General features: G+C 71.9%; 18 protein-coding genes and 3 tRNA genes. 12 read left to right on the forward strand and 9 right to left on the reverse strand.

Annotated features, from left to right (window positions below):
* Nucleotides 1-185: 185 nt before the first annotated feature.
* Nucleotides 186-893 carry a glycosyltransferase family 2 protein gene (locus GA0070603_RS20600; protein WP_091316602.1) on the forward strand — a complete coding sequence of 236 codons (708 nt, stop codon included), beginning with the start codon at nucleotides 186-188 and terminating at the stop codon, nucleotides 891-893.
* Between the two features lie 70 nt (nucleotides 894-963).
* On the opposite strand, the gene GA0070603_RS20605 is transcribed toward GA0070603_RS20600, so the two are convergent.
* Nucleotides 964-1,857, reverse strand: a complete 894-nt coding sequence (locus tag GA0070603_RS20605) for a transketolase family protein (protein ID WP_091322154.1) — start codon at nucleotides 1,855-1,857, stop codon at nucleotides 964-966.
* Between the two features lie 8 nt (nucleotides 1,858-1,865).
* Nucleotides 1,866-2,558, reverse strand: a complete 693-nt coding sequence (locus GA0070603_RS20610; RefSeq protein ID WP_091316605.1) for a thiamine pyrophosphate-binding protein — start codon at nucleotides 2,556-2,558, stop codon at nucleotides 1,866-1,868.
* A gap of 46 nt (nucleotides 2,559-2,604) precedes the next feature.
* Here GA0070603_RS20610 and soxR point away from each other — a divergent pair, with 46 nt between their 5' ends.
* Nucleotides 2,605-3,063, forward strand: coding sequence for a redox-sensitive transcriptional activator SoxR (gene soxR / locus GA0070603_RS20615; RefSeq protein WP_091316607.1), 459 nt, complete (start codon nucleotides 2,605-2,607; stop codon nucleotides 3,061-3,063).
* A 4-nt stretch (nucleotides 3,064-3,067) separates the two neighbouring features.
* Here soxR and GA0070603_RS20620 read toward each other — a convergent pair whose 3' ends face one another.
* Nucleotides 3,068-4,042: an NAD(P)H-quinone oxidoreductase gene (locus GA0070603_RS20620; RefSeq protein WP_091316609.1), complete on the reverse strand. Its 975-nt coding sequence runs from the start codon at nucleotides 4,040-4,042 to the stop codon at nucleotides 3,068-3,070.
* 9 nt (nucleotides 4,043-4,051) lie between these two features.
* A complete protein-coding gene (locus tag GA0070603_RS20625) occupies nucleotides 4,052-4,591 on the reverse strand; it encodes an AAA family ATPase (RefSeq protein ID WP_208862919.1) in 540 nt (179 codons plus the stop codon).
* 96 nt (nucleotides 4,592-4,687) lie between these two features.
* Between GA0070603_RS20625 and GA0070603_RS20630 the strand changes: the two genes are divergently transcribed.
* Nucleotides 4,688-4,774 (forward strand) — tRNA-Ser (locus GA0070603_RS20630).
* Between the two features lie 20 nt (nucleotides 4,775-4,794).
* Here the strand turns inward: GA0070603_RS20630 and GA0070603_RS20635 are convergent.
* Nucleotides 4,795-5,682, reverse strand: a complete 888-nt coding sequence (locus tag GA0070603_RS20635) for a LysR family transcriptional regulator (RefSeq protein ID WP_091316612.1) — start codon at nucleotides 5,680-5,682, stop codon at nucleotides 4,795-4,797.
* Between the two features lie 114 nt (nucleotides 5,683-5,796).
* Here GA0070603_RS20635 and GA0070603_RS20640 point away from each other — a divergent pair, with 114 nt between their 5' ends.
* Nucleotides 5,797-6,522 carry an SDR family oxidoreductase gene (locus tag GA0070603_RS20640; RefSeq protein ID WP_091316614.1) on the forward strand — a complete coding sequence of 242 codons (726 nt, stop codon included), beginning with the start codon at nucleotides 5,797-5,799 and terminating at the stop codon, nucleotides 6,520-6,522.
* 114 nt (nucleotides 6,523-6,636) lie between these two features.
* On the forward strand, nucleotides 6,637-7,170 hold the full coding sequence (locus GA0070603_RS20645) for a YbhB/YbcL family Raf kinase inhibitor-like protein (RefSeq protein ID WP_091316617.1): 534 nt from the start codon (nucleotides 6,637-6,639) through the stop codon (nucleotides 7,168-7,170).
* A 39-nt stretch (nucleotides 7,171-7,209) separates the two neighbouring features.
* Here the strand turns inward: GA0070603_RS20645 and GA0070603_RS20650 are convergent, their stop codons facing one another.
* Entirely contained in the window at nucleotides 7,210-7,920 is a 711-nt protein-coding gene (locus GA0070603_RS20650) for a class I SAM-dependent methyltransferase (RefSeq protein ID WP_091316619.1), read from the reverse strand.
* Nucleotides 7,921-8,130: 210 nt separating this feature from the next.
* On the opposite strand from GA0070603_RS20650, the gene GA0070603_RS20655 reads away from it, so the two are divergent.
* Entirely contained in the window at nucleotides 8,131-9,942 is a 1,812-nt protein-coding gene (locus GA0070603_RS20655) for a glycosyltransferase family protein (RefSeq protein WP_208862920.1), read from the forward strand.
* A gap of 14 nt (nucleotides 9,943-9,956) precedes the next feature.
* On the opposite strand, the gene GA0070603_RS20660 is transcribed toward GA0070603_RS20655, so the two are convergent.
* On the reverse strand, nucleotides 9,957-10,739 hold the full coding sequence (locus GA0070603_RS20660; RefSeq protein WP_091322158.1) for a hypothetical protein: 783 nt from the start codon (nucleotides 10,737-10,739) through the stop codon (nucleotides 9,957-9,959).
* 318 nt (nucleotides 10,740-11,057) lie between these two features.
* On the opposite strand from GA0070603_RS20660, the gene GA0070603_RS20665 reads away from it, so the two are divergent.
* Entirely contained in the window at nucleotides 11,058-12,587 is a 1,530-nt protein-coding gene (locus tag GA0070603_RS20665; RefSeq protein WP_091316623.1) for a peptide deformylase, read from the forward strand.
* 118 nt (nucleotides 12,588-12,705) lie between these two features.
* On the opposite strand, the gene GA0070603_RS20670 is transcribed toward GA0070603_RS20665, so the two are convergent.
* Nucleotides 12,706-13,827 carry a globin domain-containing protein gene (locus tag GA0070603_RS20670; RefSeq protein ID WP_091316626.1) on the reverse strand — a complete coding sequence of 374 codons (1,122 nt, stop codon included), beginning with the start codon at nucleotides 13,825-13,827 and terminating at the stop codon, nucleotides 12,706-12,708.
* Between the two features lie 144 nt (nucleotides 13,828-13,971).
* Between GA0070603_RS20670 and GA0070603_RS20675 the strand changes: the two genes are divergently transcribed.
* Nucleotides 13,972-14,745, forward strand: a complete 774-nt coding sequence (locus GA0070603_RS20675) for a CPBP family intramembrane glutamic endopeptidase (protein WP_091316628.1) — start codon at nucleotides 13,972-13,974, stop codon at nucleotides 14,743-14,745.
* Between the two features lie 97 nt (nucleotides 14,746-14,842).
* Here GA0070603_RS20675 and GA0070603_RS32115 read toward each other — a convergent pair whose 3' ends face one another.
* Complete coding sequence (locus GA0070603_RS32115; protein ID WP_244282574.1) at nucleotides 14,843-16,519, reverse strand: hypothetical protein; 1,677 nt, start codon at nucleotides 16,517-16,519, stop codon at nucleotides 14,843-14,845.
* A 133-nt stretch (nucleotides 16,520-16,652) separates the two neighbouring features.
* Here GA0070603_RS32115 and GA0070603_RS20685 point away from each other — a divergent pair.
* The 4 genes from GA0070603_RS20685 (at nucleotide 16,653) to GA0070603_RS20700 (ending at nucleotide 19,686) form a co-directional block, all read left to right on the forward strand.
* Nucleotides 16,653-16,743 (forward strand) — tRNA-Ser (locus tag GA0070603_RS20685).
* 35 nt (nucleotides 16,744-16,778) lie between these two features.
* Nucleotides 16,779-16,851: transfer RNA gene (locus GA0070603_RS20690), tRNA-Arg, on the forward strand.
* 253 nt (nucleotides 16,852-17,104) lie between these two features.
* Nucleotides 17,105-18,643, forward strand: coding sequence for a type I restriction-modification system subunit M (locus tag GA0070603_RS20695; protein WP_091316630.1), 1,539 nt, complete (start codon nucleotides 17,105-17,107; stop codon nucleotides 18,641-18,643).
* The gene (locus GA0070603_RS20700) at nucleotides 18,640-19,686 is read left to right on the forward strand and encodes a restriction endonuclease subunit S (RefSeq protein WP_091316633.1); all 1,047 of its coding nucleotides are present in this window, start codon (nucleotides 18,640-18,642) and stop codon (nucleotides 19,684-19,686) included. The genes GA0070603_RS20695 and GA0070603_RS20700 overlap by 4 nt, the downstream gene beginning before the upstream one ends.
* Nucleotides 19,687-19,697 lie beyond the last annotated feature (11 nt).

Below are 19,697 nucleotides of genomic sequence, written 5' to 3' on the forward strand. Positions count from 1 at the left end.
CGTCTGGTGGAGAGATGTGAATGCGTCTCGGAAACGTTGCGGCCGGGCGCGGAAGGGCACTTCTCCGGCAGATCGGGCGGGCCGGTGCCCGTGCGTCCGGCCAGGTCGGGGGCAGGCTGTGGTGACCTCGACGACCTGCCGGGTTACGCTAGGCCCCGACTTGCCGTCGCCACCGTGGAGAACCCGTGAAGCTCTCGATCCTCATGCCGGTCTACAACGAGGAAGAACGCATTGCGGATGCCCTCAAGCAGGCCCTTGCGGTGGACTACCCCTGCGAGATCGAACTCGTCGTGGTGGACGACGGCAGCCGCGACGGCACGGGCGAGGTGCTCGGCCGGGTGGACGACGCCCGGCTGCGGGTGATCACCCACCAGCGCAACGCCGGCAAGGGCGCGGCCATCAAGACCGCCGTCGACAACGCCGAGGGTGAGTACATGGTCATCCTCGACGCCGACCTGGAATACGACCCGCAGGACATCCCGCGGCTGCTCGAGCCGGTGCTCGACGGGCGGGCCACGGTGGTCTACGGCAACCGGACCTTCGGCAGCCACAGCTCCTACAGCTTCTGGTATGTGATGGGCAACAAGGGCGTGACCCTGGCCGCCAACGTGCTCTACAACTCCTACATCGGCGACCTGGAGACCTGCTTCAAGCTGATGCCGCTGGAGCTCTACCGCTCGCTCCAGGTCCGCTCGCGCGGCTTCGGCATGGAGGCCGAGGTCACCGGCAAGCTGCTGCGCCAGCGCATCCGCCCCTACGAGGTCCCGATCAGCTACCGCGCCCGGGGCCGCGAGGAGGGCAAGAAGATCACCTGGAAGGACGGCGTCGAGGCGATCTGGATCCTGGCCCGCGAGCGCGCCCGGCGCCGCCCGGTCGGCCCCGCCGCCCGCTGACGCCCCACCGCGCGACACGGACCCCGCACCCCGGCCAGGCCGGTGTGGCGGGGTCCCGTCGTCTCGTCGCTCAGGCGGCGGCCCGGGCCGGGGTGAGGAACGCGTCGACCGAGCGGCGGAGGCCGGCCGCGTCCAGGCCGTGCCAGCGGTCGTGGTCCTCGGGCGAGCCGTAGCGGCGCAGGTCCGACCGGCCCACCCCGAGAGCGAGCAGCCGGTGGGGCCGGTCCGCCAGCGCCTCGCCCACCACCCGGGTCGAGGTGCCCGCCAGGTACGGCTCGACCAGGATCACCTCGGTGCCGGCGAGCGTCCGCAGCCCGGCCGTGTCGAACGGGCGCGGCCGGTGGGTGTACGCCACCGTGACCGGCCGGTCCGCCATCGCCGCGAGGGCCGCGTCCAGCACCGGCCCGACGGCCACCAGCAGCGGCGCGCCCGGCCCGGCGTCCCGCACCACCCGCAGTTCACCCGCCTCCGGGTACGCCCGCGCGTTCGCCTGCGTGGACAGCCGCAGGTACGCCGAGTCCCGCCCGCACACCAGATCGCGTAGCAGCCCGGGCACCTCGTCCGGGTGGCCCGGCACGTGCACGGTCCAGTCGCGCAGGGTGTCGATCAGCGCCACGTCGGCCGGCGCGAGGTGGGTCCGGCCCGCCGCCGCCCGGTCGTACGACGCGCCGACGCTGACCAGCACCGCCCCGACCCCCTGGTGGTCGAGGTCCAGCTTGATCTGCTCGTACGCCCGCTCGACGAGGAACGGCGCGTAGCTGTGCACGATGGGCCGCTGGCCGGTCAGCGCCAGCCCGCCGGCCACACCCACCATCAACTGCTCCCGGATGCCGACGTTCACCACCCGGCCCGGATACCGGGCGGCGGCCGGGGCGAACGCGGCGGCCGAGATGTCGGCCAGCACGACAGTGGTGCGGGGATCCGCGAGGACCTCCTCGGCGGCGGTCACGAAGGTTTCACGCATGCCCATGGTCACTCCCCGTCGGTGACGACCGCGACGACGACGTGCGGCCGGTGGTGGTCGTGCCCGGTCAGGGCGGTGTGCAGGGCCGCGTGGTCCCGGCCGTCGACGGTCGCGGCGGTCCACCCGTTCACGGTGAACCGGCTCGCCGCGCCGCCCGGCCAGCCGTGGCTCGCCGACCGGTTGTCCAGCACGATCGCGGTCAGGTTGCCGAGCCCCGTGGCGCCCGCGTACGCGATCGCCTCGTGGTTCGAGCCCTCGTCCAGCTCGGCGTCGCCGAGCAGCACGTACACCCGGGGGTCGGTGCGGCCCTGGGCGCGCAGCCCCAGCGCGGTGCCCACCCCCAGGCCGAGACCGTGGCCGAGCGACCCGGAACCGATCTCCACCCCGGGCACCAGCACCCGGTCCGGGTGGTCGCCGAGCCGGCTGTCCGGGCCGCCCTGGTCGTCCAGCCAGGTCACCGGGATGAAGCCCTTCGCGGCCAGCAGCGCGTAGTAGCCGGCGACCGCGTGCCCCTTGGAGAGCAGGAAGCGGTCCCGGTCCGGGTCGTCCACGGTCGCCGGGGTGATCCGGAGCACCCGGTCGTAGAGCACCTGGAGCACGTCCAGCGTCGAGTACACGTTGGCGCCGAACTCGCGGCCGGCGCGCACCCGGTCGAGCAGCGCCCCGAGCACCGCGGGGTCGGTGGCGGTCGTCGTCGTCATGCGGATAGCCTCGGAGTTGAAGCACACTTCAACTCAAGGCCCTGTGATGCACGAAGCAACATTGACCATCGGGCAGCTCTCCGAGCGCAGCGGGGTCGCCCCCTCCGCGCTGCGCTACTACGAGCGGCTCGGGCTGATCCGCGCCGAGCGGACCGGCGGCAACCAGCGCCGGTACGCCCGCACCGAACTGCGCCGGGTGGCCTTCATCCGGATCTCCCAGCAGGTCGGCGTCTCGCTGGAGGAGATCCGGGAGGCGCTCGACTCGCTGCCGTCGTCGCGTACGCCCACGCCGGACGACTGGGCCGCCCTGTCGAGGAGCTGGCGGGACCGGCTGGACGAGAAGATCCGGCTGCTCGGCAAGCTCCGCGACGACCTGGACGGCTGCATCGGCTGCGGCTGCCTCTCGTTGCAGCGCTGCACCCTCTACAACCCCGGCGACGCGCTCGCCGCCGAGGGCCCCGGCGCCCGCCTGATGCTCCCCCGCGAGGGCTCCGGCGCGGCCTGACCGGTCAACGGACCAGCAGCACCTTGCCCAGGTGGTCGCTGCTCTCCACCAGCCGGTGCGCGTCGGCGGCGTCGGCCATCCTCGCCCGCGCGTGCACCACCGGCCGGATCTTCCCCGACTCGACAAGCGGCCACACCTGCTCGCGGACACCCCGGACGATCTCCGCCTTCTCGGCGACCGGGCGGGACCGCAGCGCCGTCGCGTGCACCGAGGCCCGCTTCGCCAGCAGCATCCCCAGGTCCAGCTCGCCCTTGCGGCCGCCCTGCATGCCGATCACCACGAGCCGCCCACCGGTGGCCAGCGCCGCCACGTTCCGCGGCAGGTACGAGGCACCCATGATGTCCAGGATCACGTCCGCGCCCCGGCCGTCGGTGACCCGGCGGACCTCCTCGACGAAGTCCTGCTCCCGGTAGTCGACGGCGTGCGCGGCGCCCAGCTCGCGCAGCCGCTCGTGCTTCGCGGCCCGGGCGGTCACCACCACCGTCGCGCCCAGCGCCACACCGAGCTGGATGGCGAACGTGCCGATCCCGCTGCCGCCGCCGTGCACCAGCAGCGTCTCGCCCTCGGCCAGGCGGGCCAACTGCACCACGTTCGAGAAGACCGTGCAGGCCACCTCGGGCAGCGCCGCCGCGTCGACCGGATCCACCCCCGCCGGCACCGGCAGCAGCTGGCCGGCCGGCACCGCCACCCGCTCCGCGTACCCGCCGCCGGCCAGCAGCGCGCAGACCTCGTCGCCGACCGCCCAACCGGTCACCCCCGGACCGAGCGCGGCCACCACCCCGGCACACTCCAACCCCGGGTACGCCGGGGCTCCCGGCGGCGGCGGGTACTGCCCCTGCCGCTGGAGCAGGTCGGCCCGGTTCACGGCGCTGGCCCGCACCTCGACCACCACCTCGCCCGGGCCGGGCTCCGGGTCGGGCACCGCCGCCCAGACGAGCGCCTCGGGTCCACCGGGTTTCGGGATCGTGATCGCGTGCATGACCCAGTCTTACCCGATCCGACCGGCCGTCCACGCCCGGGCCAGGATCTCGTCCACCGTCTCCTCGGGCGTCTGCGCCGACGTGTCCAGCCACAGCCCGATGCGGGGCGTGCCGGCCCGGAACCCGGCGTCCAGGTCGGCGACCGGCCAGTCGCCGTACCCCTGCTTGGGCCGGTCCCGCTCGCGGGCGGCGACCACGTCGGCGCGGGGCGCGAGCACCACGACGGCGAGCGGCCGGTGCCGGATCCGGTCGACCACGGCCGGCAGCTCCGCGCCGAGGATCACGTCCTGGAGCACCACGGTGAAGCCGGCGGCGGCGTAACGGTCCGCGGCCGCCGCGGCGAGGTCGTAGCGGAGCCGGAGCTGCCGCCACGCCTCGTCGCCGAAGTCGGAGGTCATCTCGGCCCGCCCGCTGACGATCATGCGGCGGAACACGTCACCGCGCAGGTGCACGGCGCGGGGCAGCCGCCGGGCCAGCAGCTCGGCCACAGTGGACTTGCCGGCCGCCATGATTCCGCTGATCAGCACCACGGACGGGGTGTCCCACACGGGAGCATCCTGCCACCAGGGGTGGGACGGCGGCTCGCCCGCTCCGCCGTCCGTGGCAGACTAGGCACGGCCACGCACCCCTCGGGGACGTGGCAGGGAGGGTTCGCCTAGTGGCCGATGGCGCTGGTCTTGAAAACCGGTAAGGCAGCGATGTCTTCGTGGGTTCGAATCCCACACCCTCCGCTTTCACGTCCGGGGACCGCTCAGCGGCCGCCCGGATACTGCTCCCGGACGATCTCCTCGATCGCGCACAGCTCCGGTGAGCCGCGGTGCGCCTCGTACGCGAGCGCGACCTGGTGCGGCGTGAGTCCGTCCACCGGCCGGTGGGTCACATCCGGGCGGGTGTAGAACCGGGCCGTGGACTCGGGCAGGATCACGATCCCCCGCTCGCCGGCGACCAACTCCAGCTTCTCCTCGACGGTCCGGCCTCGGAGCGGGCGGGACTCCACGCGTCGGCCGCCGGCCCGGAGCGCGGCGGACGCGTCCCGCCACTCGGGCACCGCGTCCGGCTCCTGGAGTAGGTCGAGCAGCGCCAGGTCGGCGAGGCCCACCCGCTCCCGGTCGGCGAGCGGATGCCCGGCGGGCAGCACCACCACCCGGGGCTCCGTGTAGAGCGGGATGACGGTGAGCCCGCGGGGGTCGATCGGGAACCGGACGAAGCTGGCGTCGATCCGTCCGTCCAGCACCATCTCCGTCTGGTCGTCCCAGCAGGTGCGGACCACCTCGACCCGCAGCTCCGGGAAGCGCTCACGCAGCGCCCGCACGGTCGCGGTGGGCAGGATGCCGGGCATGAAACCGATGGTCAGCTCCGACCCGCCGCGGGCGGTCTGGCGTACCCGGCGCTGGGCGGCGGTCGCGGAGCGCAGGACGGCGCGGGCCTCGTCCAGGAATTCCGCGCCCGCCGGGGTCAGCCGGGTGCCCCGCGTGGAGCGGGTGAACAGCTCGACGCCCAGCTCCCGCTCCAGCACCTTGATCTGGCGGGTGAGCACGGGCTGCGCGATGTGCAGCCGCTCGGCTGCGCGGATGAAGCTCAGCTCCTCGGCGACGGCGACGAAGTAGCGGACCTTGCGCAGGTCGAGATCGTCCGGCACCGGCCACCACCCCCCGTCATACCTGGCGAGTATCAACTCTGCCACGAAGAGGTCTTGGACGGCCCGCCGCCCGGGGAGTGAGGGTTGAGCCGAACCCCATCGAAAGGATCGGCAATGACACTCGACGGAAACCGGGTCCTCGTCGTGGGCGGCACCTCCGGGCTCGGCCTCGCGGTGGCGCAGGCCGCGGCCGCGCGCGGGGCCACCCCGATCGTCGCGTCCCGCAGCCGCGCCAACGTCGACCGGGCGCTCGGCGAGCTGCCCGCCGGTGCGGAGGGCGCCGTCCTCGACCTCACCGACCCGGATTCGCTGGCCCGGCTGGTCGAGCGCGCCGGGGCCATCGACCACCTGGTCTACACGGCCGGAGAGCCGCTGCGGCTCACCATGCTGCCCGACCTCACGCCCGAGGTGGCGCGCGCCTTCTGGGAGACCCGCTACTTCGGCGCGCTCGCCGTGGTCCGCGCGGTGACCGGCGCGAGGTCGCTGCGCGACGGTGGCTCGATCGTGCTCACCGGCGGCAACGCCGGCCGGCGTCCGGCGCCGGGTTGGGCGCTCGGGGCCAGCGTGTGCGGGGCCATGGAGGCGCTCACCCGCCAGCTCGCCCTGGAACTCGCCCCGGTCCGGGTCAATGTGGTCGCGCCCGGCGTCACCCGCAGCCCGCTCTGGGCCGGTATGGCCGCCGAGGAGCAGCAGGCGATGTACGACGGCATCGCCGCCACCCTGCCGGTGGGCCGGGTCGGCGAGCCGTCCGACGTGGCGCTTGCCTACCTCTACGCCATGGAGCAGCCGATGGCGACCGGCACCTCGATCCTGGTCGACGGGGGCGCGGTGCTCGTCTGAGCGGCGGCTCGGCCGGCGGCGAGCCGGACACGGGGCGCTTCGGGTTCGATCCGGGCGGCGGAGGGGGTATGAAGGGGCGCAGGACATTCGCGTGCACCCGGAAGGACCGTTTCGATGAGCCTGGAACGACCGATCGCCCCGGACCCGTACGAGCTGCTGCCGACCGTGCCGTCGTTTCACCTGACCAGTGACGACGTGCACAACGGCGAGCCGATGGACGCCCGGTACGCGCACGGCAGCACCGGCGGCGAGAACGTCTCACCGCACCTGGCCTGGTCGGGCTTCCCGGACGAGACCAAGAGCTTCGTGGTCACCTGCTTCGACCCGGACGCGCCGACCGGCAGCGGCTTCTGGCACTGGGTGCTGGTGGACGTGCCCACCTCGGTCACCGAGCTGCCCACCGGGGTCAAGGAGAGCGACCTGGGGGCCGCCTTCAGCATCCGCAACGACTACGGCGACACCGGCTACGGCGGCGCCGCCCCGCCGCCCGGCGACCGCCCGCACCGGTACGTCTTCGCGGTGCACGCCGTGGACGTGGAGCGGCTCGACGTGGGCAAGGGGGCCAGCCCGGCGTACGTCGGCTTCAACCTGGCCTTCCACACCCTGGCCCGGGCGGTGATCCGCCCAACGTACCAGGTCAAGGACTGAGGTGACGGGGCCTCCGCGGACGCGGAGGCCCCGTTCCGGTCAGCCCGGTACGCGGGCGACCGCGAAGACGGACTGGCCGAACGGCGGCCGGACCCGCTGCTCGGCGGCCTTGGTGGCGGGGAGGACCAGGGTGTCGTAGACCTTCACCATGGGGCCCTCCTTCGGCATGAGCCGGAAGACCTTGGTGGCCATGAAGTAGCCGATCAGGCCGAGCGCGTTCGCGTAGTGGATCTTCTCGACGGTGAGGCCCGCCTCGGTCATGGCCGCGGCCAGGGTCTTCTTCGTGTAGCGCCGGACGTGGCCGGTGGCGACGTCCGCCGGGCTCATCGCGAACTGGAACGCCGGGACGATGATGATCACGGCTCCGCCGGGGCGGACCAGGTCGCGCATGCTGCGCAGCGCGCTCACGTGGTCCTCGATGTGCTCCAGCACGTTGTACGACACGGCCGCGCTGTAGTCGCCGCGCTCGGAGTGCGGCAGCAGCATCTGCCGGACCTCGATGCCGGGGTGGTCGGCCAGCCGCTCCTTGAGCCGGACCAGGCGGTCCGGGTCCGCCTCGGTGGCGGTGATCCGGGGCAGGCGCTCGGACCATTCCAGGGCGTAGTCGCCCAGGCCGCTGCCGATCTCGATGGGGTTGTCACCGAGGTAGGGCACGGCGAGCTCGACGAACCACCGGCGGTGGTTGACCGCCGTGGCGAGGCCCTCGAGCACCTCCGACTGAACCCGCTGATCCCCAGTGATATCTGCCATGCGTCGATTCCTCACGATATGACTGACCCGCGCCTGGACCGACAGAGTCAACCATCCGAAGGGATGGCGGGGGAATCGGGGCACCGGGGGTGGCCGAAATGCGGTCGGGGGTGGGCACGTGATCGGCGGTCGGCGAACCCGGCACATAGTACGCCAGTACCCAGAAACATGTCACGTCCCTGCCATACCCTGACTACGCTCTGAATTGCCATGACTACTCCTGAATCGGACGCCGCTCCGGGTGGTGCCGCCGATGACGGGCTCGACGAGGGCGGACGACCGGGGCAGGACAGGCGGGTCGACGCCCTCGCCGTGCTCAGTTTCCTGCTGCTCGCCTTCTGGGTGACCGCCCGGATCTGGTGGGACCCGGCCAACGGCGTCCGGGACAACCGCACCGATCAGGCGCAGTTCGAGTGGATGATGGCGCACGGTGCGCGGGTGGTGACCGATTTTGCCTACCCGTTCACCTCGGACCGGATGAACGTGCCCGACGGCGTCAATTTGATGGCCAATACGTCCGTATTATCCATTTCACTGCCAATGACGCCCGTCACCGTCCTGTTCGGGCCCCGCTGGTCATTCCTGCTCTTTCTCACGCTCGGAATGGCCGCCACGGGTGTGGCCTGGTATTTCGTTCTCTCCCGTGTGCTGATCGGGTCCCGCGGGCCGGCCTGGCTGGGCGCCGGCTTCTGCGCGTTCGCGCCGGCCATGGTCTCGCACGCCAACGCCCACCCCAACATTGTCAGCCAGTTCGTGGTGCCGCTGCTCGTCTGGCGGACGCTGCGCCTGGCCGAGCCGGGCCGCTGGCTGCGCAACGGCGTGCTGCTCGGGCTGCTCATCGTCTGGCAGGCGTTCCTCAACCTGGAGATCCTGCTGATGACCGCTCTCGGCCTCGGCGTCGTGGTGCTGGCGCTCGCCCTCGGCCGGCCCGAACTGCGTCCGGCCGTTCGGCCCTTCGCCGCGGGGCTCGGGGTGGCCGCCGTGCTCGCCGGCGCGCTGCTCGCGTACCCGCTCTCGGTGCAGTTCTTCGGACCCGGGGCCTACCAGGGGCTCTCCACGTTGATCCGGGGTTACCGCACCGACCTCGCCTCCTACGTCGCCTGGTCCCGCGAGTCCCTGGCCGGCGACGCGCGCGCCACCGTCTGGCTGGCCAAGAACGCCACCGAGGAGAACGCCTTCTTCGGCTGGCCGCTCGCCGTGCTCGTGATCGCGCTGGTCTGGTGGCTGCGCCGCAACGCCGTGGTGCTCGGCCTGGCCGCCGTCGGCGCGGTGTTCGTGCTGTTCTCGCTCGGCCGTGAGATCCGCTTCGACGGGCGGGACACCGGCATCCCGGGCCCCTGGGCCGCGCTGGAGCACCTGCCGATCCTGCACTCGGTGGTGCCCACCCGGTGGTCGCTGGCGCTCACCCCGATCGTCGGCATCCTGCTCGCGCTCGGCGCCGAACACGTCCGGCGGCTGGCCCGGCGGCACCCGGCGGCCCGCCCGCGGATCCGGTTCGTCACCGCCACCGTGCTGACCATGGCGCTGCTGCCGCTCCTGCCCACCCCGCTTCCCGCGGTGCGCCTCGACCCGACCCCGGCCTTCGTCACCTCCGGCGCCTGGCGCCCGTACGTCGCCGGCGGGCACAGCATCGTGACGCTCCCGCTCCCCGACACCAATTACGCCGTCCCGCTGCGCTGGTCGGCGGAGACGCGGCTGGACATGCCGCTGGCCCGGGGCTACTTCCTCTATCCGGACACCCGGCCCGGCGCCGGCCGGGTCGCCCTCTTCACCGCCCCGCCCCGCCCCACCAGCACCTTCTTCACCACGATCCGGAAGACCGACGCCGTTCCCCCGATCACCCCGCAGGACCGGGTGGCCGCCGTCGACGACCTGCGGTACTGGCGGGCGGGCGCGGTGGTCCTCGACCCGCGGCTGCGACAGGCCGGATCACTGCACCGGGGGATGACCGAGCTGACCGGGATCCGGCCGACCCTCACGGGCGGGGTCTGGCTCTGGGACGTGCGGCCCCTGGTGGACTGAACGAACCGGCCGGGTCAGGCCTGGCGGACGCAGCAGCCCTGGCAGATCTTCGGCCGGGGCAGGGTGAACGCCAGGCAGCAGGTGCGCCGCTGCACGGTCGGCTCGCCGGCCGGGCCCGGCACCAGGTCGACCAGGTCGCTCACGTCGAGAGCGTCGAGCAGCGTGCCGATGGTCGCGGTCGAGGAGCCGGGGAGCGCGTCCGAGGCCCGCAGGATGCCGTGCGCGATGCCGGAGGCGACCGAGCCGAGCAGCGTACGGGTGCCGATCCGCACCTCGCCCTGGATGGCCGCGATCAGCGGGGCGAAGTGGGCGTCGAGCAGGGAGGCGCGCAGCGCGTCGAGCAGCGCCGCCTCGTCGGCGACCACCCGGACCCCCGGCACGCCGGCCAGCGCCAGCGGGTCGCCGGGCAGCACCGCGACCGCGGTCGAGCTGCGCAGGCCGAGGGTCAGGAGCTGGTGGTGGTCCTCGAAGTGGACCAGCACGTCGGCCGGGTCGAGCAGCGGCACCCGCCGGGCCGAGGCCCAGCCGAGAACGGCCGGCAACGCCGTCCAGTAGCTGTAGGACTTCCAGGCCAGCGCGGCGCAGGCGTGCGGGGTGCCGCCCCAGCGCCGGCCCGCCGCCCGCAGGAACTCGGGGAGCAGGGTGCCGTCGACCAGCCGGGTGGCCGGGCTCCAGTGGGGCGCGCCGTCGGTGACCAGCAGGCCGGGCGCGAGCCCGGGCAGGTCGTCGGTGCCGAACATGGCCCGCAGGGTCGCGGTCACCGGGGCGAACGGGGAGGCGACGTCCCGCCCCGGCATCACCGCAGTCACCTGGCCGTCCCCTGTCTGGTCGCCCCACCGGCCGGCGTACGTCGGCCGGACTAAGGCTAGCCTAACCACAGCTTCCCTTCGAGGGGAAGTCGTCCCGAGGGCTCCGGGGAGAGGTCCCGGTCACTCCGTCGCCCGTCGCGTACTACCCGGCGACGTGGGCGGAAAACGCCGCCCAGCGGGGCGGCGGACCGCGCAAGCATCGACGGACGCCGTTGAATTGTCAAGGTGAGTGTCGAATACGAGGCAGTTTCCGTACACGTTCGGCCACCGAACGTGAAAATGGTCTTCCCGCGTACGAGGAAGCCGATGACGACCTCACCGATCGAGCGTGCCGCCGACTCGTTCGCGGCCGAACTCGCCCGGCACCGCACCGGCCGAGGGCTGTCCAAGAAGCAGTTGGCGACGCTGATGGGCTTCGACCCGTCGTACGTCAGCCACGTCGAGGGGCGCCGGCACCGGCCCACCGAGGACTTCGCCCGCCGCGCCGAGGCCGTGCTGGAGGCGAGCGGCGCGATCTGGCAGCGCTTCCGGGAGTACGACGAACTGCGGCACGGCCGCTCCGGCGGGGCGCACCGGGACCCACCCGTGCCCGGCCAGTGGCTGCCGCCCGGCACCGGGCTGGTGGTCGAACGCGAGACGGCCACCCTCACCCACATCGACGACGGCTACCACTGCGCCATCCGCCGCGAGCTGTACAACGCCGGCACCGAACCGGTCACCCGCTACCTGGTCCGGGTCGCCGTCGACCGCTACCCCAACGACCCCGGCCGCTCCAACCGGCACCACCGCGAGCACCCGCTCACCTTCGCCGAGCTGCGACTGGCGGCCTACCGGGACGACGGGGGCGTGCGGGAGCCGATGCACTGGCGGGCCAAGCACGACCGGGACGCGTTCAAGGAGATCTGGCTGCTCTTCGAGAACGACGAGGGGCGCTTCCCGCTCTACCCCGGCGACCGCGCCACCATCGAGTACGCCTACCGCGTCGGGCGGGACAAGTGGGGCCCCTGGTTCCAGCGCGCCGTACGCCTGCCCACCCGGCACCTCGCCGTCCGGCTCGACCTCCCCGCCGACCTGGACCCCAAGGTGTGGGGCGCGGAGACCTCCCTCTCCGCCGAGGAGGGGCCGCTGCGTACCCCGATCCAACGCAGCGACGACGGCGGCCGGGCGATCTTCGACTGGGCGACCGACGACCCCCCGCTGAACGCCCGCTACCGGATGCAGTGGCGCTTCCGCAGCCAGCCCCCCGACGTCGAACCCGAGGGGCCCGCCCCCGGCGCCCGGGTCCGGGCCAGCGACCGGATGCGCGCGGTCGGCATCCTCCAGCGCGGTGACGACCTGCTCCGGCAGCCCGCCCGGCAGTTCGACCTGCCGCGCGAGGAACAGCTCGCCCGGGACGTGGTCGACCGGCTCGCCGGCCTGCTGGTCCGCCTCGACGAGCTGCACCCGTTCAGCAAGGGCGTCGGCATCGCCGCGCCGCAACTCGGGCTCGGCTGGGCCGCCGCCCTGGTCCGCCCCGCCGACCGGGTGGCCGAACCTGTCGTCCTGCTCAACCCGCGGGTGGTCGACAGCGCCTCCGACACCGACGAGCAGTACGAGGGCTGCCTCTCGTTCTTCGACCACCGGGGGCTGGTGCCCCGGCCGCTGCGGATCGACGTGGAACACGCCCTGTGGGACGGCAGCCGGGTCATCACGTCCTTCGAGTACGCCATGGCGCGGCTGGTCGCCCACGAGATCGACCACCTGGAGGGCCGCCTCTACGTCGACCGGATGGCCCCCGGCGTGCCGCTGGTGCCGGTCGAGGAGTACCGGGAGACCGGCAACCCCTGGCGCTACTGACGCCGGAACTCCGGTGCGCGGGCCGGTTGCCGGCCCGGCCCGCGCACCGGCGAACGGGGGGCCGGGTCGCGTGCCCCAGGGGGCAGGGGCACGCGACCCGGCTCGGGGGGAGCAAGGTCTACAGGTTGCCGAAGGTGTCGTAGCGGATGTTGTCCGGCGGCACGTCGTCGGCGGCCAGCGCGCGCAGCGTCGCCCGGACCATCGCCGCGGAACCGGAGACGTAGCAGTCGTGCGTGGTCCACGGGCCGTAGCGGGTGACCACCTCGGAGATGTCGCCGATCTCGCCGTCGAAGCCCGGGTCCTCGCTGCACGCCGGCGTCACCGACAGCCACGGGTGGGCGGCCACCAGCTTCTCCAGGCCGGGCAGCCCGTACAGCTCCTCCGGCCGGCGGGCCCCGTAGAAGACGTGCACCCAGCGGGTCCGGTTGACCCGGGTCAGCTCCTCCACCAGCGCCTTGATCGGGGCCAGCCCCACCCCGCCCGCCACGCAGAGGATGTCGCGGGTGGAGGCGCGGTCCAGGGTCATCGAGCCCATCGGCGCGGCCACCCGCAGCAGGTCGCCCGGCCTGGTCCGGCGGACCAGCGCCCCGGAGACCCAGCCCGCCGCCCCGGCCGGCGTCCGCACGTGGAACTCCAGCACGTTCTCCTCGTTCGGGGCGTTCGCCACCGAGTACGTCCGCCACACCCGCGGGTGGTGCCGGGGCGCCTCGACGCTCACGTACTGGCCCGCCTGCCAGGTCATCGGATGCTGGAGGGCGCGCACGGTCAGCACGGCGGTGTCCGGGCCGTGCCGCTCGTGGGTGAGCACCTCGGCATGCCAGAACGGCGGGTTGTCGTCCGCCGCCGCGCCGGCCAGCATCCGCGCGCTGATGCTCGCGTACGCCTCCCGCCACGCCTGGTCGTACTCCAGGTTCCAGCCGTCCCCGGCGGTGCTGCGCAGCGCGTCCAGCAGGGCGACGCCCATGGTCTCGTAGTGGCTCGCCTCGACGTGGAACTTCCGGTGGTCCCGGCCCAGCGCGCGCAGGTACTCGTCGAAGCTCTCCGGGTCGTCCACCGTCTGGGTGGCGGTGACGATCGCCTCCAGGATCCGGTCGCCCTGGCCGGTCATCTGCACCGGGAAGAGGGCGCGCAGCGCCGGGTCGAGAAGGAACAGCCGGGCGTAGAAGTGACCGCTGAGCCGCTCCCGGTCCTCCTCGACAAGGGTCCAGCTCTCCTTCAGCAGCCGCGCGAAGTTCTCCACGAGGGCACGCTCCTTCTCCTGACGGGCGGATCGGCCCCCATAGAATCTCCACGGAGCGTGCGCACCGGTCGCACACAATGTGCGATCGGCTCACCTGGCCGCCGGGACGTGCCGACGGGCCCCGGAGTGCGGCACAGTGGTCCGGTGACGGTTGACGAGCTGACCCGCCCGGTCTCCCGCCGGACCATGGGCACCGAGACGCTGCTCGTGCTCGGCCTCTCCCTCGGCCAGTCGGCCGTGTACGCCCTCGTCTCCCTGGTCGCCAAGCTGACCGCCGCGGGCGGGCTGTCCAAGCAGACCGCGTCGCTGAACAACTCCGTGTCAGCCCGGCCCTACCTCGACCTCACGTACCAGCTGCTCGGGATCCTCTTCGCGCTGCTGCCGGTGCTGCTCGCCGTACACCTGCTGGCGCGCGACCCCGGCGACCCGGCGCGGACGCTCGGCGCCGACCTCACCCGGCCCGGGCCGGACCTGGCCCGGGGCGCGGGCCTGGCGGCGCTCATCGGCCTGCCCGGGCTGGCCCTGTTCTGGGCCGCGGCCCAGCTCGGCATAAACGCGACACTGGTCCCGGCCGCCCTGCCGCACCTCTGGTGGGCGGTGCCCGTGCTGATCCTGGCCGCCGTGCAGAACGCCGTCCTGGAGGAGGTGATCGTGGTCGGCTACCTGTTCACCCGGCTGCGGCAGCTCCAGTGGCGGGTCGGCGCGGTGCTCGCGGCGAGCGCCCTGCTGCGCGGCTCCTACCACCTCTACCAGGGCTTCGGCGCGTTCCTCGGCAACGCCGTGATGGGCGTGATCTTCGGCCTGTTCTACCTGCGCACCCGCCGGGTAGGGCCGCTGATCGTCGCGCACACAGTCCTCGACGTGGTCGCCTTCGTCGGCTACGCCCTCCTGCCAAAGTCCTGGTTCGGCTGGCTCTGACCCACCCCGGACCCCCGGCGATCTTGCACTTTGCGCCCCGACAGAAGGGGCCAAAAATGCAGAACGCGGGCCCAAACTGCAAGATCGCGGCGCGGGCTCAGCGGCGGGGCGGGCGGTACAGGGTGATTGCCCGGGCTGCCAGGCGCTCGGTGGAGGCTCTGTCGCCGGTCGCCGCGGCCAGCGCCGCCGCCCCGGGAAGCAGCCGTGCCGCCAGCCGCAGGCCCAGCCAGCCGACGGCCTGCGCCGCCAGCGGGGTGGCCAGCCGCCAGGCCGCCTCCGCCGCCCGCGACCAGGACCCCTCCGCCGGAGCCCCGGCCGAACGAGCCGCGTCCAGCGCGGCGCGGGCCGTGCCGCCGTCCGGGTGCACCTGGGTCAGCACCAGCAACTCGGCCACCCGGTCCGGGTGCGCCGGATCCCGGCCGTAGACGGTGGCCAGGTGCAACACCAGGTTGGCCTGGGTCCAGAGCACCGCCGAGAGCTCCGCCACCGGCGCGAACAACCCGGCACCCGCGGCGAGCGCGCCGCCCGTACCGGCCAGCCGGACGAACCGGCGGGTCACCAACCGGGCCAGCCCGTCGGCGTCCGCGTCCGGGTAGGCGTCGCGGGTCCGCTGCACCCAGTCGGCGGCGCGCGGCCCGAGGGCGTCCACCGCGGCGAGGGCCAGCAGCTCCGGCGCGAAACCCGGATGATCGAGTACGCGCACGCCCACCGCCCGCCAGCCCGGCCCGGCGTCGTGGGCCTCCGGCTCCGGGGTGACCTGGGCGGGCTCGACCGGAATGACCTGGCCGACGGCCGTCCGTGTCGCGGTCGGCTCGGCCTTTGCCTGCGCCTGCGGGTCCCGCTGGCCGGCCTGGTCGGTAACCGGTTCGGTCGGGGGCTGCGCGGGGGTGGGCTCGGCTGGGGCGCGCTCGGTCGGGGCTTCTGTGGCGGTGGGTGCCGCCGGGCGCTGGGCGGCGGACGGCCGGCGAGCGGGTGTCCGCTTCGTCGGTGTGGCCTTCTTCGCCGGGGCTTTGGGGCTCTTGCGTGCCCGACCGGCCAGCGTCGCCTCGACGGCTTCCGCCGGCGCGCCGGCAGACTCCGGAGACGGGGGCTGGGGTGCGGGGGTCCTGGGCGAGGGTTGGGGTGCGGGCGTCCTGGGCGCCCCATCCTCCGCGGGCGCTGCGATCCCGGGGGCTGTGATGTGGGACGCAGCGATCTCGGGCGCCGTGGTCTCGGGGTGCTTGATCCCGGCTGCCGGCAGAGCCTCGGGCGTTGCGATCTCAGGCGTTGCCATCCCGGGCGTTGCGATCTTCCGCGCCGCCGGTGCTTCGGGCGCGGTCGTGGACTTCCGTGCTGCCGACGTGGCCTTCTTCGTCGCTGCGGCCTTCTTCGCGGCCGGCGCCCGGCGCGGTCGCTTCGGGGCCTCCTCAGGCACCGGCTCGTCGACCAGCGGCTCGCCGATCACCGGCTCGTCGGCGGCGAGGGTGGCCGGCGGGGGCGGACCGGCCGGCGTACCCGGATCGGTGCCGGCCGTGACCCCGGCGGACGGGCGCGGGCGTGGGGTCGCCGGCACCTCGGCGACGGACGGTGTGGCCTGCGCGGGGTCGGGTGGCTGGAAGAGGACGGTCGGCGCGACCTTGGCCCGCCGGGGTCGCGGCGGTGTGTCGCCCGCCACGTCGGCGCGAGCGGGCTCGGGCGCTGGTGGCGGGGTGAAGGTCGGCTTGGTGGAGCGGCTCCGCCGGGTCTGGGCGGCGGGCTCGCGACGGGGCGGATCGCTCGGCGGCTGCTCCTGCATATCGATGGAGCGTAGACCCGAGCGTGACGTGGCACACGACGAAAACGCAGGGGGCCGAGCCTTCCCGGTAGTCGCTTTGCTCCGGGTGGGTACGGACCTGTATCCTCGGGCGCGGTGGTCTCCGGGCCACCAGGGAGACTTCGCCTAGTCTGGTCTATGGCGCCGCACTGCTAATGCGGTTGGGGTCTTAAAGCCCCTCCCGGGTTCGAATCCCGGAGTCTCCGCGCGAAAGCCGGTGTGTAGACTGGCCGAGCAGCAAGCGCCCGTAGCTCAATGGATAGAGCATCTGACTACGGATCAGAAGGTTAGGGGTTCGAGTCCCTTCGGGCGCGCAGGTTGAGCAGGAAGAATGCCCATCCGTCCATCGACGGATGGGCATTCTTTATGGCCCCCGGGGGGCATGCGAGTCAGATGCTTGGGGGGTCGCTGCTCCAACTTGCCGTACTCACCCTCGCCACCGGACGATGAGCCTCGCTGCGGCTCCGTATGCGGGGTCTTCGCCCCAACGCCCGATCCCGCAGGGGCGGGGTGGCGGGACTAACCTAGGTCGACTTGGCAGTACGACGGGGTGAGGACCGAAGCTACGTGATCACCGGTGAATTGAAGAGCAAGATCGACCGCGTCTGGGATGCCTTCTGGTCCGGTGGCATCTCGAACCCGTTGGAGGTGATCGAGCAGATCACCTACCTGCTTTTCATCAAGCGGCTCGATGACCTGCACACGCTGGAGGAGAACAAGGCGAACCGGCTGGGCAAGCCGATGGAGCGCCGGATCTTCCCGGAGGGCTGCGACGACCAGGGACGCAAGTACGACGACCTCCGCTGGTCGCACTTCAAGAGCGCTGCGCCAGCCGAGATGTTCGAGATCGTCGGACAGCGGGTCTTCCCGTTCCTCCGGACGCTCGGCGGCGACGGGTCGACGTACTCGCACCACATGAAGGACGCCCGGTTCACCATCCCCAACCCGGCGCTGCTCGCCCGCGTGGTCGACATGCTCGGCCAGATCCCGATGGAGGACCGGGACACCAAGGGCGACCTCTACGAGTACATGCTCGGCAAGATTGCCACGGCCGGGCACAACGGACAGTTCCGCACGTCACGGCACGTCATCCAGCTGATGGTCGAGATGACGGCGCCGACACCGACCGACGAGATCTGCGACCCAGCCTGCGGCACCGCGGGCTTCCTCGTCGAGGCTGGCGAGTACGTCCGCCGAACACATCCGAATGCGCTGTTCGACGCCGTGCAGCGCAAGCACTTCCACGAGAGCATGTTCCACGGCTTCGACTTCGACAGCACCATGCTGCGGATCGGCAGCATGAACATGCTCCTGCACGGCGTGGAGAACCCCGACATCCGCTACCGCGACTCGCTGGCCGAGAACGTCAGCTACGAGTCGGAGAAGTACTCGCTGATCCTGGCCAACCCGCCGTTCGCCGGTAGCCTCGACTACGAGAGCACGTCCAAGGATCTCCAGCGGATTGTCAAGACCAAGAAGACGGAGCTGCTCTTCCTGGCGCTCTTCCTCCGGCTGCTCAAGCCCGGCGGCCGGGCGGCGGTCATCGTGCCGGATGGCGTGCTCTTCGGATCGAGCAAGGCGCACAAGGAGTTGCGTCGGATGCTGGTCGAGGACCAGAAGCTCGATGGTGTGGTGAAGCTGCCGGCTGGAACCTTCAGGCCCTACTCGGGCGTCTCCACGGCGATCCTACTTTTTACCAAGACCAACAGCGGTGGGACTGACAACGTCTGGTTCTACGAGGTGACCGCCGACGGCTGGAGCCTCGACGACAAGCGGACCCCGCTGCTGCCGGCGGGGAAGCTCGGGCCTACGCCGGACGTGGCGTTGACCGAGGACGAGCACACCAGGAACAACCTTCCGGACGCGCTGGGGCGGTGGTTCCGGCGTGACGGCGACGAGTTGCAGCGGGCGCGGACCGAGCAGAGCTTCTGCGTACCCAAGGCCGACATCGTCGAGCAGGGCTACGACCTCAGCCTCAACCGCTACAAGGAGGTCGTTCACGAGGAGATCGAGCACCGCTCGCCGCTCGACATCCTGGCCGACCTGGAGCGGTTGGAATCCGAGATCCGGCAGGGCATGGCCGACCTGAAGGCGATGCTCGGATGACGAATTGGCCAGCAGTACCGCTTTTGGCTGCAGTTTCAGACAAGACATCGGGCAATCCGAAGACGCCTCAATCGGAATATCTGAGGACCGGCCGGTACCCTGTGGTCGACCAAGGCAAGAATCTGATTGCCGGCTTCACCAACGATCCGGGGTTGCTGCACGGCGAGAGCGGGCCCGTTATCGTCTTTGGGGACCACACCCGCTGCTTCAAATACGTCGACTTTCCGTTCTGCATGGGTGCCGATGGCGTGAAGGTGCTCAAGCCGCAGGCTGGCTGGGATCCCAAATTCCTATACTATTACTTGGCCTCCTTGCCTATCCCGAGTGCTGGCTACTCGCGGCACTTCAAGTTCTTGAAGGAGCAGGTGGTTGCCCAGCCTCCGCTCGAGGAGCAGCGGAGGATTGCGGAGGTGCTGGATCGGGCGGACGAGCTGCGCGCCAAGCGCCACCAGGCCCTCGCCAACCTCGACGACCTCCCCCAGTCCATCTTCCTCGAAATGTTCGACGAGCCTGCAACGAACAGGCGAGGGATGGAGTTGCGCACCCTCGGCGAGCTAGCCAAGCTGAAAAGTGGATCCTTCCTGCCTGCGAGCCGAATGGTCAAAAATGGACAACACGCGGTGCTGGGCGGGAACGGGATCAGTGGCTATCACGACGAGTACATGTTCGAGGAAGCGAAGCTGGTTGTCGGACGCGTGGGCGCGTACTGCGGCTGCATCCATATGTCGCCGCCCCAATCATGGGTGACAGACAATGCGCTCTACGTCAGCGAGTTGGACCCGTCCGTCACGATTACGTATCTCGCCCATGCACTTAAGCGTGCGAGTTTGAATCAGTATGCAAGCCAGAGCGGCCAGCCGCTCATCTCGGGATCGCGGGTCTACCCGACGCCTGTGCTTGTGCCGCCTATCCCACTGCAGCGGCAATTCGCTGACCGCGTCAATGCAGTCGAGATGCTGAAGGCGAAGAATCAGACAAGCTTGGCGGAGTTGGACTCCCTGTTTGCGTCGTTGCAGGATCGGGCCTTCCGGGGGTTGCTCTGACGTGAGAAGAT

Source organism: Micromonospora chersina (assembly GCF_900091475.1).
Classification (GTDB): domain Bacteria; phylum Actinomycetota; class Actinomycetes; order Mycobacteriales; family Micromonosporaceae; genus Micromonospora; species Micromonospora chersina.